Raw genomic sequence first — 15,274 nt, forward strand, 5'->3', positions numbered from 1 at the left:
TATTGTTTTAAAAAAAGAGGCCGCACCCAAACAGGGCGCGGCCTCTTACATTTCAGGCTAAAGCTGAAGTGGCTCGCGAAGTTATTAATTATAAATTCAGAGAAACGATTCCGCGTATTCCGCCAACTTGGACCTGGGCACCCCGTTCAGCTGCACCGAGCCACCATGCTCGAACCGTTTGAAGCGTTCGGTCATGTAAGTCAGCCCGGAGCTGGTGGGCGACAGGTAGGGCGTGTCGATTTGTGCCAGGTTGCCCAGGCACACCACCTTGGAACCTTCCCCTGCCCGGGTAATGATCGCCTTCATCTGGTGGGGGGTCAGATTCTGGCTCTCATCAATCAGGATCAGGGATTTCTGGAAACTGCGCCCACGGATATAGTTCATCGCCTTGAACTGGATATTAGCGCGTTCTTTCACATACTGGATGCTCCCGGACGGGTTCTCATCATTCAGGTGTAACGCCTCGATATTGTCATTGATGGCCCCCAGCCACGGGTCCATCTTTTCCTCTTCCGTGCCGGGCAAAAAGCCATGATCTTCCGCCAGTGGTGGCGTGGAGCGGGTGGCAATAATCTTGTTAAAGCTTTTCTGCTCCACGGTCATTTCGATGGCCGCCGCCAGCGCCAGAATGGTTTTCCCTGACCCGGCCGCCCCGGTCAGCGTGACAATGTGCACATCCGGGTCCAGTAACATCTGCAGGGCAATAGCCTGCTGAATGTTCATCGGTTTCAGGCCCCAGGCTTCCTGCTCCATCAGGCTGTCCGCCTTATAATGACGAAGCGTCACCACCCCGTTTTCCACCGTCATCACCCGGCCAATAAACCCCTGTTCATCAACGATATACTGATTGGGATAGACCTCTTCACCCAGAATTTCACTGACCAGCAAGCCGTGGGACAGATGGTGCAGGGTGTCCACGCCCACCTGTTCGGTCTCTACCTGGGTGACCTGGTCCCAGAACGAGCCGGGCACTTCAAAATAACCCCGGGTCAGCTGCTTGATGTCTGACACCAATTGGTCGTTGTGATAATCCTCCGATTCGATACCGCATGCCCGCGCCTTGAGGCGCATGTTGATGTCCTTGGTCACCAGAATATAACGGCGGTCCGGGAACTGGTCTTTCATGGCAACCACATCATTGATAATACGGTTGTCATTCAGATCATTGGGCAGCGGCGCAGAGGCCTTGTTCTGTTCCGCCATCAAGACGGTAAGGGTGCCCTGGGGCGCATTATCGCCACCACGGGGAATGGGAATCCCTTCTTCCACCTGCTCCGGTGTCGCACTACCCAACACCTTGTCGATCTGCCGAATCGCGGCACGGCAATCCGCCGCCGTGTGTGACTTTCCACTCTTGAGCTTGTCCAGTTCCTCCAGCACCGTCATGGGAATCACGACCCGATGTTCCTCGAAATTCAGTAACGAGTTGGGATCGTGAATCAGCACATTGGTATCGATAACGTAGGTTTTTTTCTGGTCTTCTTCGAAGGTCGAACTGTCGTTCTGACTGGCGCTTGCGTGGTTGACGGAAAGGGTGTGGAGTCTGGCCGCGCGCTCTTCCATGCGTATCCCCTATACAGGTTAGACGGTACGGTTGCTTCGTTTTGGCGGCTGAGGCTTGACGTCAAATCTGGGACTGCGAGAGTGACGCCTGCGCCTGCCGCCACGGTTTAAGCCCTTTGGCGGTTCAGTTGCATTAAGCTTTTTCAGCTTTTGATCGCGATCACTCCCACAAAGGCGGGATTGGAATTACCATAACCCAGCTTTTCACAAACGATCAATAGTGCATTGCTCAATCTTTTGCCTCTCCTTGCGTTCGCTGTGTGCAACGCGGTCCGGTGCAGTGTTGACCTGGCCGACATTGGCCCGGTATTTCTCGTGATAAAAACGGCCTGAGGCAGATACAATCAGACCTTGGCCCCGCATACCGACAAACAAACATCACAGAAGGAAATCCCATGTCGCTCGAACATCCCCAGGTCATGATGCCGCCGCCTGCTCTCTTTCTGGGCGGGCTGCTGATGGGATACGGGCTGGACCGTGCACTGTCCCTTCCGGCGGTACACTTTCCGGGCCAACAATGGGTCACCGTGGTGCTCGCGCTTATCGGGATCGGGCTTGCCGCCAGTGCGGTGATTCAACTGCGCCGGGCCCACACCACCCTGATGCCCCACCGGGCAGCCAATGCCCTGCTCACCGGCGGCGTGTTTTCGCTCAGCCGTAATCCCATCTACCTGGGCTTTGCCTGTCTGCATCTGGCCATGGCAATGGCTCAACACAGCACCGGCATGCTGGTGATGTGGGTGCCTGTCATCTGGGTTATCCAGCAACATGTGATCGCGGCGGAAGAAACGTTTCATGCCCAACAGTTTGGTGAGCAGTGGCAGGCATACAGGAAGAAGGTGCGGCGCTGGCTGTAAGCGCATCATCGGCCTCACCGCGCATCGGGCGCCATGGCAATTCAGGTTTGAGCCATTCCACGGGGCCCAGCTTGCCATGCTGCAGACGCATATGACGCGAACCAAAATGGCCGGGCACCAGGGTACTTGGACGGGTATCCAGGGGTAACCAGCCAAGGCGACGATAGAGCTCGGCCACCAGCTCAGAACAGAACCAGCCACGCTGGTCTGGCCGGCGGGTAAACCCGGTCAGCACATCCAACGCATTACAGAACACATAATTTTTATAGGGGCGATGCAGCAGTCGGCGCGCCATGCGAGCCACCATGCGCTGCTGGCGCTCTGACAGCTTGGGTCCGTGCCGGCGACGTACCGCTACCGCCCCCGGGTAATCCCGGATTTTTCTGTGTAACGGAACCAGCGCCACGCCGGCAATCGGATGGCCGAGGGTCACATCCGGGGATTCACTGAGAGTAGTGGATTCCAGCACCAGCGGCTCCGGCTGGCCAGGCAGGTGAAGCACCATGCCTATATGACTCCAGGGGCTGCGGGTAAATACCCGAATCACATCGCTGGTAAACCCCCGACCGGAAAACAGCAGCAGATCACCGGTGCGCAATGTATCAACAGAATCGTGAGGCTGAATGTCTGGCTTGGCCACAGTCGCCCTTCCGTTGTGATGACATCCGAACGAAGCACTCCGCCCGTCATGCGATGAAACCCTTGCTCTTCACGCTAGAAACCCGTCATGACACTCTGCTGACAGCACCATCACACTTTGGTGAAAGAGAAGAGAGAGCCACAAGCTTGAAGCGACAAGAGGTAACACGGGAAACCCCATCAGCCCCAACCCGTGCTGCCGCCGAAGGCAGTGGCTTATCGCCCGCCGCTCATATCGTCACATTTCTGTTATCCATTGCCGTTAAGGTAAGCGTCACCGTGGACGAAAGTGACCTATGGAAGAAAAGCTCTACCTGCTGCAACGCCACCTGCCGGAACTGCTGGAACTGGATGCATTGATCCGCCACGGGGAACGGCATTTACGCGTGACCACGGTGCATCAGGTGCCCATGGGTCAAATCTCCCTGCCGATTCATGTGATCGAGCTGGGCAGCCAATCGCCCAACGCACCGGTGATAGGTTTTTTCGGCGGCGTACATGGCGTCGAACGCATTGGCAGCCAAGTGTTGATGTCATGGTTACATAGCCTGATTCACCGCCTGCAATGGGATGATCAGCTTCACCGGCGCCTGGAAAAGGTACGTCTGGTTTTCATGCCCATGATCAATCCAGGCGGGATCTGGCGGCGTACACGTAGCAATCCCAACGGGGTGGATCTGATGCGCAACGCCCCGATTGACGCCATGGGCAAGGTCCCTTTTCTGGTCGGCGGCCATCGCATCAGCCGACATTTGCCCTGGTATCGGGGAAAAAGGGGTGAGCCCATGGAGCCCGAGGCCCAGGCGGTGATCCGCACCGTGCGAGAAAAATTGTTTTCTTCACCGTTCTCCATGAGCCTGGATTGCCACAGCGGCTTTGGCCGCCGGGACCGGGTCTGGTGTTGCTACGCGCGAAGTCATCGGCCCATTCCACATATTGCCGAGGTATACCGGCTCAAACAGGTCTTTGAGCAAACCTACCCGAATCACCATCCCTACCTGATCGAGCCGCAGTCGATTAACTACACCACCCACGGGGATCTCTGGGATTACCTGTACGACGACGCCCAGGAACAGCAGCCGGATCACACCTTTCTGCCCTTCACCCTGGAAATGGGGTCCTGGCTCTGGGTGCGCAAAAACCCACGCCAGATGCTGGATTTCTTCGGTTACTTCAATCCAATGATCAGCCACCGCCATCACCGGGTTTTGCGCCAGCACCTGCCCTTCTTTGAATTCCTCACCGCCATGGCCAGTAACGCCGGCAACTGGCTACCCTCAGCCAGTGAGCGCAACCACCTGACCCAACAAGCCATCCAGCACTGGTTTCTGGACAATCACTGAACTAAACGGGAATTGGCCCTGCAATTGCATTGTTTGTGCACAAGGTTGGGTCACAACCCCCACTGCCTTACACTTGCCCAAACTCGACTTTCAGGAAACCCGGTATGAAACCTCTGCTTGTTCCGGCTCTCGCCTTGCTATTCAGCGGCTGTCACCACTTCAGCGGCTACCAGCAACCCTATGGTGATGACACCGCCGAGATCACCTTTACCAGCAACGATACGGCCGCCCAGCCCGTGATCTGTGTCCCCGGCGAGGGCTTCCAGTCCACGGATTACTCGATTGCCCAACAGCCAATTGGCGGCGACAGCATGAATGAGCTGATGGAAGCCATGAAGAAAAGCCCGGAAGTCACGACCGTCCTGCAGGCATCCCCGCAAGCCCGGATTGGCATTATCTACAACCAGAAAAGCACTAATAGCACCAAGCGGAATCGCTGCAAGGTAGCCCTTCAATTTGAAGCGCTTGCCGGCGAGCACTACCAGGCACAATTTAACTACACCCAGACGCAATGTGGCCTGTCATTGACCGATAGCAACGGCCACTCCGCTGACGCCGTGCAAATCGACTGGAAATGCCCGCAATAAAAATCCTTTTTGGTGCACTGCACTATTGCGGTGCACCCCCTTTTACATTGCAGCTCTGTTACCCCCTTCGCCTTCCCTCCTGATAATCTCAACCCACTGTTAAATAAAGAAAAATAAAAACTGGCACACTCTCTGCATTATCTCTTTCGAGCCTGATAGGCGGTGCGCCACCTGCGCACACTTGAAAAAATTAGACTTGTTAAGAGGGTTGCACATGAAAAACGTATTTGGTCTGAAGAAAACGCTTATTGCTTCCACTATTGCGGCAGCAAGCGTGGTGGCTCCGTCTATGGCAGCTGCAGAAGTCAGCGGTAGCCTGGGTATCGCCAGCATGTACTTGTGGCGTGGTCAGGACGTGTCCGCAGGTACCGCCAACGTTTCCGGCAGCCTGGACTTCACCACCGAAATGGGCTTCTACGCAGGTTCCTGGGTTTCTTCTGCTGGCACCCCGGTTAGCTTCACCGGTGAAGCTAACGTTGTAGCTCCTGGTGTCACTCCGGTTGAGGGCTCTGGCACAACCTCCACTGAAACGGACTTCTACGCTGGTTTCGGTGGCGAAGCAGGCGGCCTGAGCTACGACATTTCCTACTGGACTTATGTGTATCCGGAAGATGATGTTGGTGCTGGCGAACTGGCTGAACTGATTGCCAGTGTTGGCATGGCCGGCTTCACCTTCACCGGTTACGTGAGCGCCAACAACCTGAGCAACTCGGATAAAGAGAACTTTGGTGACGACCTTTACCTGACCCTGGGCTACGAATACGACGCGTTTGGTCTGACCGTAGGTACCTGGGATCTGGATGCGGACGACGCCAACTATACCCACGTGGATCTTAGCTACTCTCCTATCGAAAACCTGACCTTTACCGTGTCCAAGGTTGTAGATAGCGACGAGTTTGCTGCGGTATCCGATGAGCAAGATCCGCTCTTCGTTGTCGGCTACAGCTTCCCGCTCTAAGCCACAAGGTTACCTGGGCGACTCCGCTCGCCCACTGTTTACGCCGCAGGGCTCTCCCTGGTCCTCGCAAGCACGCAAGCAACCCTGCGGCGCTTTTTTCATTGACGCTACATGCCTCACGCTTCACGCAACACGCCCTCACTTTTCTTTATCTCTTAATTGAAAAATAAACCACCAGTGCATCATGGTCTGAAATTGGGTCCACACCCTGGCTGCCATACAGGCTGTCGTAACGCCCCGCATTGCCACGACTCACCGCAACCTTGCTAACAGTGGTTTTCAATCCAGGTGACACCCAGATATGGTCCAGCGCTTGCGGGCGACAGCGGTGACGAAAACTGTAACGCTCCTTTTCAGGCAAGAACGACCAGAGATTCAGCAAGCCCGATTGCTCAAACCGTTCATAGCTGTCAGAGAAACGACCTGCGTTCCAGGTCGTATTGAAATCCCCCGCCACGATCAATGGCGAGGTCTGCATCGTTAGCCAGTTAGCCAACAAGGCCGCCTGAGTCTGTCTTTTTTCATGAACCCAGGCTTTCTTCAAATTCCGCGCGCTACGCCAATGCACCACCACGACCTTAGCAGCAAGCGGCGCTTCAAGCGTAACGACCAACGGAGGGCGTGAGTACAGCGCGTGGCCATGGAATTGCTGGTCTGAAAAAAGAATGCTCACCAACCCAATATTGATCGGTGAGCGATACATCACCGCCACATCCATACCGGAAGGGTCATTGCCTTCGCGCAGCACTGAACGATACCGGTAACCACGCTGCGCCAACCGCTCCGCCAGCCGATCCAGCACGGCCCGGTTTTCCACTTCCTGAAGCGCCAGAACATGCGGCGCGTTCAGGTCTTCCACAATAAAGCCCGCGACGGCCTTTATCCGTGCCCTCAACAACACAGACGACACAGGGTCATCCAGCTCGCTGTTCTTGTGGTCATCGCGCAGGCGCCACAGGTTCAGGGTTGCCAGCGTCCATGTCTGGTCAGACGCAGCAGGCACACCACGGGCAGGCGCAAGCTGCGCACAATCGGCCAGGGCCCACAGCGGGAAAATAGTGAGGGCAATCAGAATGAGTAAACGCATGCGGGCAGTGTATGCCTGCGGGCATCGCCACAACAGAGCAGCAGACGCAACGGCCTGTAAGCCAACGCGCCCAGGCAATCCGTAAAGACCAAAAAAAACCCGCCGGAGAGGCGGGTCAAAAAACACATTCAGGGGCGATACACCACTTTTAACTGTGGTGAGACCTTGGTCTCATCCACGTAACCGATAAAGTTTCGATTACTGCCGACCAGCATGACCATTTCCCGGTCGCTGGACACTTCCCGTGGCGGCATTCCTCGGCCGGTGAAAATCATTCTGGCCCAATAGCTTTTCATCTGCTCCGCGCTTTTTCCCATCACCCGCTGATAAAAGCCCGTGCGCTCAGCGCTTTTAGCCGGCAAATCCAACGGTTTCAAGGCAACGCCAGACGCCCGGCGAGTCAACCCATTAAATAACTGGCGCACTTCGTCCTGAGTCAGCATGGTCAATTCGCTACTGGCTGAAACCACCACAACCGGCTCGGCGTGCAGAGTGGCGGACAGGGTCAGGAGCAATGAAATTATCCATTTCTTCATTATCATTCTCCCTTAAAAGACCAAATCGGCGCTGAGACGCACAATGGTGGCATGATCATCTTCCATCTCCGCCCCCGGGTCGGTGACAAAGAACCCTGTGGTGGAAACCTCATCATCAGAGAAGTCGTAGTAGTAACTGAACTCCCCTTTCAGGGCGATGGAATCGGTGAGCGAGTAACGTAATCCTGCCGTCCAGCTTTTCTGCTGTTCGGCCAGGCCATTATTGATCGGGCCAGGTAAAGAGGAATCCAGATCACGGGGGTCCACTTCCGCCCAGGTCACCAACGGCATCCACTTGCCCATATACTTACCCAGGCTCACATAGGCACTTTGGCTGCTGGGGTACCAGTTCCCAAAGTCCAGACGCGCCACCTCGCCAGACATGAACCAGCTACCGTCATCATATTGCAGGCCCAGGCCTGCGAAGTAGGTGTACACCTCGTCAAAGGACAATCCCAATGCGGTAGCAGGAATCAGTGCATCCAGATCATCCTGTCCCACGGACACATCCGCCGCAGAGTAGGCCGCACGCACGGTCCAGTCACGCCAGCGACTGGTCAGATTCATGCCGGCGAGATCGTCAGCCTGATATTGCGCATTGTTGGTACGCGGCCCACCATCCACGGTGCTGGAACCCCAGAAACCGCTAACCCGGTGGCTGACCGGGCCGGTATTGAAGCCCCAGGTCGCTTCCAGTGCTTCCATGGTTTTGATGGGCGCCAGCTGATACACCTCGGAAGGCAGTGACACCCAGGGATAGGCATAACCCACATCCACATACTGCGAGTGCAGATAAAACGGCGCCACAATACGCCCCGCCTTGACGCTGACGCTCTCGGTAACGTCGTAGTCCAGGTAGGCCCACTGCACTTCCGCATTGAAATCATCGGCACCGGAGGCAAACAGCTGAACAACAGCCTCGGCCTTATCGGTGAGCTGGGCGTTGAACTGTACGCCGGCACGGGTAAGGGAATCATGACTCCACTTGTCACCGGAGCCATCAATGTAGCTGCCGTCGTCACCCAAGGTGGTGTCCGCCTCGGCACGGCTCATGCCGGCGGAGAGGAATCCGTTGATACGCAGCCGCTCAGGCTGTGTCAGGCTGCTTTCAACCTGTTGCTGTTCCAGCTTTTCAAGCCGCTGCTGGTAATCACGCAGCGTCTGTTCCACATCGCTTTCAGCAGCAGTCGCCCATAAAGGGCTGATGCCCAGCGACGCACCGAGCACGACAGATAATGCCTTTCCCATAGCTCCCCCACAGAAAATTCGTCTTTTTCATTAAAGTTTAACTAAGACGAAAGGATGGCATTATCCGTGATTGTGATCGGGAATCAAGCGCCAGAGGGCGCTTCACGCAAAACCGGCAACCCGGCACAAATCGCCTCCCCTTCAGCCTGCGTCAGGCAGACCGTGACCGACTCACCAGGCTGCGGAACCCGCTGCAGTTTCATCAGCATCAAATGGTCGCCGCCCGGTGAAAAGGAAAACGATTCCCCCGGCGCCAACATGACGTGATGCAGATGGCCCATCTTGCGCGTCCCGTCCTCCAGGGTTTTCATACTGTGCAACATGGCATGCCCCGCAATTTCACTATGAGCACCGGTAATTTTTACGCTGCTGTCACCCTCATTGGTCACCGTAAGGTAGCCTGCCATGGTCGGCGACACCGGCGGCACGGCCCGCAGCCAGCCATCACTGATTCGTACATCCGCGTTGGCAGCTCCCGCGCACAGCGCGGCAGCCAGTGCCACGCCCTGACAAACGGGCTTACAAAAGTGATTCAACATCCGTTACCACCTCATCAATCTTGAAATCTGCCGGGTACAACTTGCGCACACGCGCCTGGTCATCCAGCAGGTAAATATAGTCGCTATGGGTAAACAGGTAGCCCTGCTCCCCGGCATCCTTATCCTTGATGAAAACCACACCGTACTGCTCGGCCACCTCACGGATCTGTTCCAGGCTGCCCGTCAAACCGATGATGTCTGCCTTGAACCAGGGCAGATATTCTTTCAGGTGGGCAGCCGTGTCCCGCTCAGGATCAAACGTAATGAACACCGGTTGCACCTGATCGGCCACCCCCTCCTCTTCCAGGTGACGGTAAACCTGTGCCACCTGGGCCAGCACTGCCGGGCAGATATCCGGGCAATGGGTGTAGCCAAAGAACAGAATCGACACCTGCCCCTTCAGCTTATCCGCTTGAAAAGGCGCACCATTTTGATCGGTCAGGGTGAAATCCCCCCCCAGCCGGGAGTTCACCGGCAGGTCACTTTCCTGCTTGCCACAGCTGGCCAGCACCAACGCTGCCAGTAATGGCAACACATACAGCAGTTTTCGCATGAATTCTCCGGTTCGCAGTTTGCGGCAGTCAGCGCTATAATCCGCGCCCATTTTCCCTCTATTTGACGGTTAGGCAACCCATGGCACGTAAGCTGTTTATCCAGACCCACGGCTGCCAGATGAACGAGTACGATTCTACCCGCATGGTGGATCTGCTCGAATCCAGCCACGGCCTGGAGCCCACCGACAACCCGGAAGAAGCGGATGTGTTGCTTCTCAACACCTGCTCTATCCGGGAAAAAGCCCAGGAAAAGGTCTTCCATCAATTGGGCCGCTGGAAAAAGCTGAAAGACGCCAAGCCCGACATGATCATCGGCGTGGGCGGCTGTGTGGCCAGCCAGGAAGGCGATGCCATCCGCGACCGCGCACCCTATGTGGACGTGGTTTTCGGCCCCCAGACCCTGCATCGCCTGCCCGGGCTGATCACCCAGGCCGCCAGCACCCGCGAGCTGGCCATTGATGTGACCTTCCCGGAAATCGAAAAGTTCGACAATCTGCCGGAACCCAGTGTGGACGGCCCGTCCGCCTTCGTATCCATCATGGAAGGCTGCTCCAAGTACTGCACGTTCTGCGTGGTCCCCTACACCCGCGGGGAAGAAGTCAGTCGCCCGGTTCAGCCAGTGCTCAAGGAAATCCAGCACCTGGCCGACATGGGCGTTCGCGAGGTCAACTTATTAGGTCAGAACGTGAATGCCTACCAGGGTGTAGGTGCCGACGGTGATACGCTGGATCTGGCCGACCTGATCCGCCTGATCCGCGACATCGACGGCATCGACCGCATTCGCTACACCACCAGCCATCCGGTGGAATTCTCCGATGCACTGATTCAGGTGTACGAAGAAGTCCCTGAGCTGGTCAGCCACCTGCCCCTGCCGGTGCAGTCCGGCTCGGACCGCATTCTGGCCATGATGAAGCGCAACCACATGGTGCTCGAATACAAGAGCAAGCTGCGCAAGCTCCAGCGCATTCGCCCGGACATTTCCTTCAGCTCGGATTTCATCATCGGTTTCCCCGGCGAAACCGACCGGGATTTCGAAGACACCATGAACCTGATCCATGACATCGGCTTCGACATGTCGTTCAGCTTTATCTACAGCGCCCGCCCCGGCACCCCGGCGGCAGACCTGCCCGATGACGTGGACATGGACGTAAAGAAGCAGCGCCTGGCCATTCTCCAGCAGCGCATCAACCAGAACGCCCAGGACATCTCCCGCAAAATGGTGGGCAGCACCCAGCGCATTCTGGTGGACGGCTTTTCCAAAAAAGACCCGGGCCAGCTCAAGGGCCGTACCGAAAACAACCGGGTGGTGAACTTCCAGTGCGATGACACCGACCTGATCGGTAAATTCGTAGACGTGACCATCGCCCAGGCCTACAGCAACTCCCTGCTGGGCACCGATCCGCGCAACCCGGGCTAAACGCCCGGGCCCGGACGGCTCATATCGTTATAGCGATTCGTTCCAGGCGAACCGCTTTTAATTAGCGTCTGGTTATATAGACTTGAACCTCGTTCGTGTTGACCAACGCCGACCCATTTGTGAGGACAAACCATGCGTGTATGGATTTCCGCCCTGTTGCTGGCCATTGCCGGCACCGCCAGTGCCCAGCAGACCCTGCTGAACAGCTCCTACGATATTGCCCGTGAGCTGTTTGCCGCCGTGAACCCCAAGTTCCAGGCCCACTGGCAGGAAATGAGCGGCGAAAAGGTCTCCATTCAGCAGTCCCACTCCGGCTCCTCCAAGCAAGCCCGCGCTATCCTGCAGGGCCTGAAAGCGGACGTAGTCACCTTTAATCAGGTCACCGACGTCAATGTACTGCATGACAAGGGCAACCTGATTCCGGCGGACTGGAATACCCGCCTGCCCAACAACTCCAGCCCTTACTATTCCACCACCGCGTTCCTGGTGCGCAAGGGCAACCCAAAAAATATTCAGGGCTGGGCGGACCTGGTGAAAGAAGACGTCAGTGTGGTCTTCCCCAACCCGAAGACCTCCGGCAACGGCCGCTACACCTACCTGGCCGCCTGGATGGCAACCAGTGATCGTCTAGGCGGAGACGAAGAAAAAGTCCGGGACTACATGGCCCACTTTCTCGCCAACGTCGCCGTATTCGATTCCGGTGGCCGCGCGGCCACCGTCACCTTTGCCGAGCGTGAAATTGGCGACGTGCTGATCAGCTTCGAGTCGGAGGTGAACAATATCCGCAAGCAGTACGGTAGTGACGACTACGACGTGGTAGTGCCGAAAACCTCCGTGCTGGCCGAATTCCCGGTTACCGTGGTGGACAAGGTGGTGGACAAGAAAGGCACCCGTAAAGTCGCCACTGAATACTTGAACTTCCTCTACAGTGAAGACATTCAGCGACTGCTGGCCGGCTTCAATTACCGGGTGCATAACGACACCGTAGTGAAGGAAACCGCCGACCAGTTCCCGCCAGTAAAACTGCTGGAAGTGGCTGACTACTTTGGCTCCTGGGCGGACGCCCAGAAGACCCACTTTGCGTCTGGTGGCGAGCTGGATCGCTTGCAAGCCAAGGCCCGGAGCCTGCGCTAAACCGCGCCAATAGACAGTGCCCCTACTGCGAACCCAACACTCCGTTTTACCCGGCTTCACGCTCAGCTTCGCGCTGAGCGTGTTGTTTATCTGTCTGGTGATTCTGGTGCCCCTGTCCGGGCTCGCCATTCATGTGTCACAGATGAGCTGGGCCCAATACTGGGGCGTGATTACCGACCCCCGCTCACTGGCCAGCTTCCGCGTGACCCTGCTAGCCGCCGCCGGCGCCAGTGGCATTAACGCTGTAGTCGGTTTGTTGCTGGCCTGGGTGATCACCCGCTACCGCTTCCCCGGCCGGCGCCTGATGGATGCATTGGTGGACTTGCCCTTTGCCCTGCCCACCGCCGTGGCTGGGCTCACCCTGTCAGCCCTGTTTGCCGCCAACGGCTGGCTGGGGCAATGGTTTGAAGCAGTGGGCATCAGCGTGGCCTACACGCCGCTGGGCATCATGATCGCCATGAGCTTCACCAGCCTGCCTTTCGTGGTACGCGCCGTGCAGCCAGTACTGGAAGACTTGACCCCGGACGTGGAAGAAGCCGCCGCCACCCTGGGCGCCACGCCCATGGCCACCTTTACCCGGGTGATTCTCGCGCAGCTGATGCCGGCACTACTCACCGGCACCGCCCTGGCCTTTACCCGCAGCCTGGGCGAATACGGTGCAGTGATTTTTATCGCCGGCAACATGCCCTTCGAAACCGAAATCCTCTCGCTGCTGGTCAACATCCGCCTGGATGAATTCGACTACGGCGCCGCCAGTGCACTGGCCTCGGTCATCCTGATTGCGTCACTGGTGCTGTTGTTCGGCATCCAGCTGGTACAGTCCCGCCTCACTCGCCGCTGGAAGGGGCATTAACCATGCATGAACGCCCCCGCCACTGGCACCAATGGCTACTGATTCTGGCCGCCTTCGCTGCGGTCGCCATTCTGTTGGTGATGCCACTGGCGCTGATTTTCACCGAAGCCTTCAGCCAGGGCTGGGCCATGGTGCAACAGAACCTGACCAACCCGGACATGCTTGGCGCCATCAAGCTGACACTGATCGTCGCGCTAATCACCGTGCCAGTGAACCTGCTGTTCGGCATTCTGCTGGCCTGGTGCGTTACCCGTTACGAGTTCCGCGGCCGCAAGCTGCTCAGCACCCTTATCGACATCCCCTTCGCCATGAGCCCGGTGGTGGCCGGGCTGTGTTATCTGGTGGTGTACGGGGCGCAGAGCGTGGTGGGTAACTGGTTCAGCGGCATGGGCGTGCAACTGATGTTCGCCCTGCCCGGCATGGTCATGGTCACCGTCTTTGTTACCTGCCCCTATGTGGCACGGGTGCTGATTCCGTTAATGGAGTCCCAGGGCCAGCACGAAGAAGAAGCGGCCATCATTCTTGGTGCCTCCGGGTGGCAGGCCTTCTGGTACGTCACGTTGCCGAAAATTCGCTGGGCACTGTTGTATGGCGTGGTCCTCACCAACGCCCGGGCGGTGGGCGAATTCGGTGCGGTGAGCGTGGTCTCCGGCCTGATTCGCGGGCAGACCCTGACCCTGCCGTTGCTGGTGCAGATGTGGAATCAGGACTACAACACCGTGGGCGCTTTTACCGCAGCCGGCCTGCTGGCCGCCATGGCGCTGGTCACTCTACTGTTGAAAACCATACTGGAATGGGCCACGCAAAATACCTCGCAAGACAGCGCCGAACCGACAGTCACTGAACAGGACACCCCATGAGCATTCGTGTCGAACAGATTCAAAAACGTTTTGGCGATTTCACCGCGCTGAACGACATCAATCTGGATGTTCAGGAAGGTCAGCTAGTGGGTCTACTGGGCCCCTCCGGTTCCGGCAAAACGACACTGCTACGCATCATTGCCGGGCTGGAAAAAGCGGATCAGGGACGAGTGCTGTTCCATGGCCAGGACGTGACCGACCTGGACGTGCGCAAACGCAAGGTGGGCTTTGTGTTCCAGCAGTATGCCCTGTTCCGCCACCTGACCGTGGCCGACAATGTGGCCTTTGGCCTGCGCATGCTGCCGCGGAAAGAACGCCCCGCCCGCTCGGCAATCCGCCAGCGGGTCAATGAACTCCTTGATCTGGTCCAGCTTGGCCACCTGGCCGGTCGCTACCCCGCCCAGTTATCCGGCGGGCAGAAACAGCGCGTGGCGCTGGCCCGGGCGCTGGCCCTGAAACCCGATGTCCTGCTGCTGGACGAACCCTTTGGAGCCCTGGATGCAAAGGTACGTAAAGAGCTGCGCCGCTGGCTGCGTCATCTGCACGAACAAATTTCTGTTACCAGCATCTTCGTGACCCACGACCAGGAAGAAGCCATGGAAGTGTCGGACCAGGTGGTAGTCATGAGCCAGGGGCGCATCGAACAAATGGCGTCACCGCTCACCGTCTACGAGCAACCGGCCAGCCGTTTCGTGTTCGACTTCCTGGGGCATATCAATGCATTGAAGGGCCATTACGACGGCCGCAGCTGGCAAGCAGGCAACGCACAACTGCGCCTCACCACCGAAGGCGCCTGCCCGGATGGTGAACTCACCCTTTACCTGCGCCCTCACGAGGCGGACCTGAGAAAAAACCCCAGCGACAGCGCCAACCTGCCCGTCAAACTGGGCGCACGCAGCGTGTTTGGCGGCACGGTAACACTGGAACTGGAAGCGCTGGGCTGGCCAGCGGCGGTGATGGAAGTGGAATTGAGTCGGGACGCCTGGCAAGCGCTGGATGCACAACCCGGGGATACCCTGTTTGTGCATCCGCGCCAACTACAGACCGTCACCTGCGACGGCAATCTGGGGCCCAGGGTCACTCCTGCCTGACCCGACGC

The 15,274-nt window shown here is 57.5% G+C and carries 16 protein-coding genes; 9 read left to right on the top strand and 7 right to left on the bottom strand.

Annotated features, from left to right (window positions below; all coding sequences use genetic code 11):
• Positions 1–96: 96 nt before the first annotated feature.
• Entirely contained in the window at positions 97–1,563 is a 1,467-nt protein-coding gene (locus CL546_RS01825) for a PhoH family protein (RefSeq protein ID WP_290492652.1), read from the bottom strand.
• 395 nt (positions 1,564–1,958) lie between these two features.
• Between CL546_RS01825 and CL546_RS01830 the strand changes: the two genes are divergently transcribed.
• On the top strand, positions 1,959–2,420 hold the full coding sequence (locus CL546_RS01830) for a methyltransferase family protein (protein WP_290492653.1): 462 nt from the start codon (positions 1,959–1,961) through the stop codon (positions 2,418–2,420).
• Here CL546_RS01830 and CL546_RS01835 read toward each other — a convergent pair.
• Entirely contained in the window at positions 2,320–3,060 is a 741-nt protein-coding gene (locus CL546_RS01835; RefSeq protein ID WP_290492654.1) for a YiiX/YebB-like N1pC/P60 family cysteine hydrolase, read from the bottom strand. The two genes, CL546_RS01830 and CL546_RS01835, sit on opposite strands and share 101 nt — an antisense overlap.
• 295 nt (positions 3,061–3,355) lie before the next feature.
• On the opposite strand from CL546_RS01835, the gene CL546_RS01840 reads away from it, so the two are divergent.
• The 3 genes from CL546_RS01840 (at position 3,356) to CL546_RS01850 (ending at position 5,947) form a co-directional block, all read left to right on the top strand.
• Positions 3,356–4,402 carry a M14 family zinc carboxypeptidase gene (locus CL546_RS01840; RefSeq protein WP_290492656.1) on the top strand — a complete coding sequence of 349 codons (1,047 nt, stop codon included), beginning with the start codon at positions 3,356–3,358 and terminating at the stop codon, positions 4,400–4,402.
• 104 nt (positions 4,403–4,506) lie between these two features.
• Entirely contained in the window at positions 4,507–4,989 is a 483-nt protein-coding gene (locus CL546_RS01845) for a hypothetical protein (protein ID WP_290492657.1), read from the top strand.
• A 214-nt stretch (positions 4,990–5,203) separates the two neighbouring features.
• On the top strand, positions 5,204–5,947 hold the full coding sequence (locus CL546_RS01850) for a TorF family putative porin (RefSeq protein WP_290492658.1): 744 nt from the start codon (positions 5,204–5,206) through the stop codon (positions 5,945–5,947).
• 148 nt (positions 5,948–6,095) lie between these two features.
• On the opposite strand, the gene CL546_RS01855 is transcribed toward CL546_RS01850, so the two are convergent.
• The 5 genes from CL546_RS01855 to CL546_RS01875 form a co-directional block, all read right to left on the bottom strand.
• Entirely contained in the window at positions 6,096–7,034 is a 939-nt protein-coding gene (locus CL546_RS01855; RefSeq protein ID WP_290492660.1) for an endonuclease/exonuclease/phosphatase family protein, read from the bottom strand.
• A gap of 128 nt (positions 7,035–7,162) precedes the next feature.
• Positions 7,163–7,570, bottom strand: coding sequence for a hypothetical protein (locus tag CL546_RS01860; protein WP_230457717.1), 408 nt, complete (start codon positions 7,568–7,570; stop codon positions 7,163–7,165).
• Positions 7,571–7,582: 12 nt separating this feature from the next.
• Positions 7,583–8,818: a hypothetical protein gene (locus tag CL546_RS01865; protein WP_290492661.1), complete on the bottom strand. Its 1,236-nt coding sequence runs from the start codon at positions 8,816–8,818 to the stop codon at positions 7,583–7,585.
• An 83-nt stretch (positions 8,819–8,901) separates the two neighbouring features.
• Positions 8,902–9,357, bottom strand: coding sequence for a copper chaperone PCu(A)C (locus CL546_RS01870; RefSeq protein WP_290492663.1), 456 nt, complete (start codon positions 9,355–9,357; stop codon positions 8,902–8,904).
• On the bottom strand, positions 9,338–9,910 hold the full coding sequence (locus tag CL546_RS01875) for an SCO family protein (protein ID WP_290492665.1): 573 nt from the start codon (positions 9,908–9,910) through the stop codon (positions 9,338–9,340). Before CL546_RS01875 ends, CL546_RS01870 begins: the two co-directional genes overlap by 20 nt.
• A gap of 80 nt (positions 9,911–9,990) precedes the next feature.
• On the opposite strand from CL546_RS01875, the gene miaB reads away from it, so the two are divergent.
• The 5 genes from miaB to CL546_RS01900 all read left to right on the top strand — a co-directional run bounded on the left by miaB (position 9,991) and on the right by CL546_RS01900 (position 15,266).
• Positions 9,991–11,328 carry a tRNA (N6-isopentenyl adenosine(37)-C2)-methylthiotransferase MiaB gene (gene miaB / locus CL546_RS01880; protein WP_290492667.1) on the top strand — a complete coding sequence of 446 codons (1,338 nt, stop codon included), beginning with the start codon at positions 9,991–9,993 and terminating at the stop codon, positions 11,326–11,328.
• A gap of 132 nt (positions 11,329–11,460) precedes the next feature.
• Complete coding sequence (gene cysP / locus CL546_RS01885; protein ID WP_290492669.1) at positions 11,461–12,462, top strand: thiosulfate ABC transporter substrate-binding protein CysP; 1,002 nt, start codon at positions 11,461–11,463, stop codon at positions 12,460–12,462.
• A gap of 25 nt (positions 12,463–12,487) precedes the next feature.
• A complete protein-coding gene (cysT, locus tag CL546_RS01890; RefSeq protein ID WP_290492733.1) occupies positions 12,488–13,315 on the top strand; it encodes a sulfate ABC transporter permease subunit CysT in 828 nt (275 codons plus the stop codon).
• 2 nt (positions 13,316–13,317) lie between these two features.
• Positions 13,318–14,175, top strand: a complete 858-nt coding sequence (gene cysW / locus CL546_RS01895) for a sulfate ABC transporter permease subunit CysW (RefSeq protein WP_290492671.1) — start codon at positions 13,318–13,320, stop codon at positions 14,173–14,175.
• Positions 14,172–15,266, top strand: coding sequence for a sulfate/molybdate ABC transporter ATP-binding protein (locus tag CL546_RS01900; protein WP_290492673.1), 1,095 nt, complete (start codon positions 14,172–14,174; stop codon positions 15,264–15,266). The genes cysW and CL546_RS01900 overlap by 4 nt, the downstream gene beginning before the upstream one ends.
• Positions 15,267–15,274: the final 8 nt, after the last annotated feature.

Source organism: Alcanivorax sp. (assembly GCF_002726155.1).
Taxonomy (GTDB): Bacteria; Pseudomonadota; Gammaproteobacteria; order Pseudomonadales; family Alcanivoracaceae; genus Alcanivorax.

Coding starts and splice junctions, on each gene's coding strand:
- CL546_RS01825 (WP_290492652.1), bottom strand. CDS start 1,563: ATGGAAGAGCGCGCGGCCAGACTCCACACCCTTTCCGTCAACCACGCA.
- CL546_RS01870 (WP_290492663.1), bottom strand. CDS start 9,357: ATGTTGAATCACTTTTGTAAGCCCGTTTGTCAGGGCGTGGCACTGGCT.
- CL546_RS01850 (WP_290492658.1), top strand. CDS start 5,204: ATGAAAAACGTATTTGGTCTGAAGAAAACGCTTATTGCTTCCACTATT.
- cysP (WP_290492669.1), top strand. CDS start 11,461: ATGCGTGTATGGATTTCCGCCCTGTTGCTGGCCATTGCCGGCACCGCC.
- CL546_RS01875 (WP_290492665.1), bottom strand. CDS start 9,910: ATGCGAAAACTGCTGTATGTGTTGCCATTACTGGCAGCGTTGGTGCTG.
- cysW (WP_290492671.1), top strand. CDS start 13,318: ATGCATGAACGCCCCCGCCACTGGCACCAATGGCTACTGATTCTGGCC.
- CL546_RS01830 (WP_290492653.1), top strand. CDS start 1,959: ATGTCGCTCGAACATCCCCAGGTCATGATGCCGCCGCCTGCTCTCTTT.
- CL546_RS01900 (WP_290492673.1), top strand. CDS start 14,172: ATGAGCATTCGTGTCGAACAGATTCAAAAACGTTTTGGCGATTTCACC.
- CL546_RS01865 (WP_290492661.1), bottom strand. CDS start 8,818: ATGGGAAAGGCATTATCTGTCGTGCTCGGTGCGTCGCTGGGCATCAGC.
- miaB (WP_290492667.1), top strand. CDS start 9,991: ATGGCACGTAAGCTGTTTATCCAGACCCACGGCTGCCAGATGAACGAG.
- CL546_RS01840 (WP_290492656.1), top strand. CDS start 3,356: ATGGAAGAAAAGCTCTACCTGCTGCAACGCCACCTGCCGGAACTGCTG.
- CL546_RS01860 (WP_230457717.1), bottom strand. CDS start 7,570: ATGAAGAAATGGATAATTTCATTGCTCCTGACCCTGTCCGCCACTCTG.
- CL546_RS01855 (WP_290492660.1), bottom strand. CDS start 7,034: ATGCGTTTACTCATTCTGATTGCCCTCACTATTTTCCCGCTGTGGGCC.
- CL546_RS01845 (WP_290492657.1), top strand. CDS start 4,507: ATGAAACCTCTGCTTGTTCCGGCTCTCGCCTTGCTATTCAGCGGCTGT.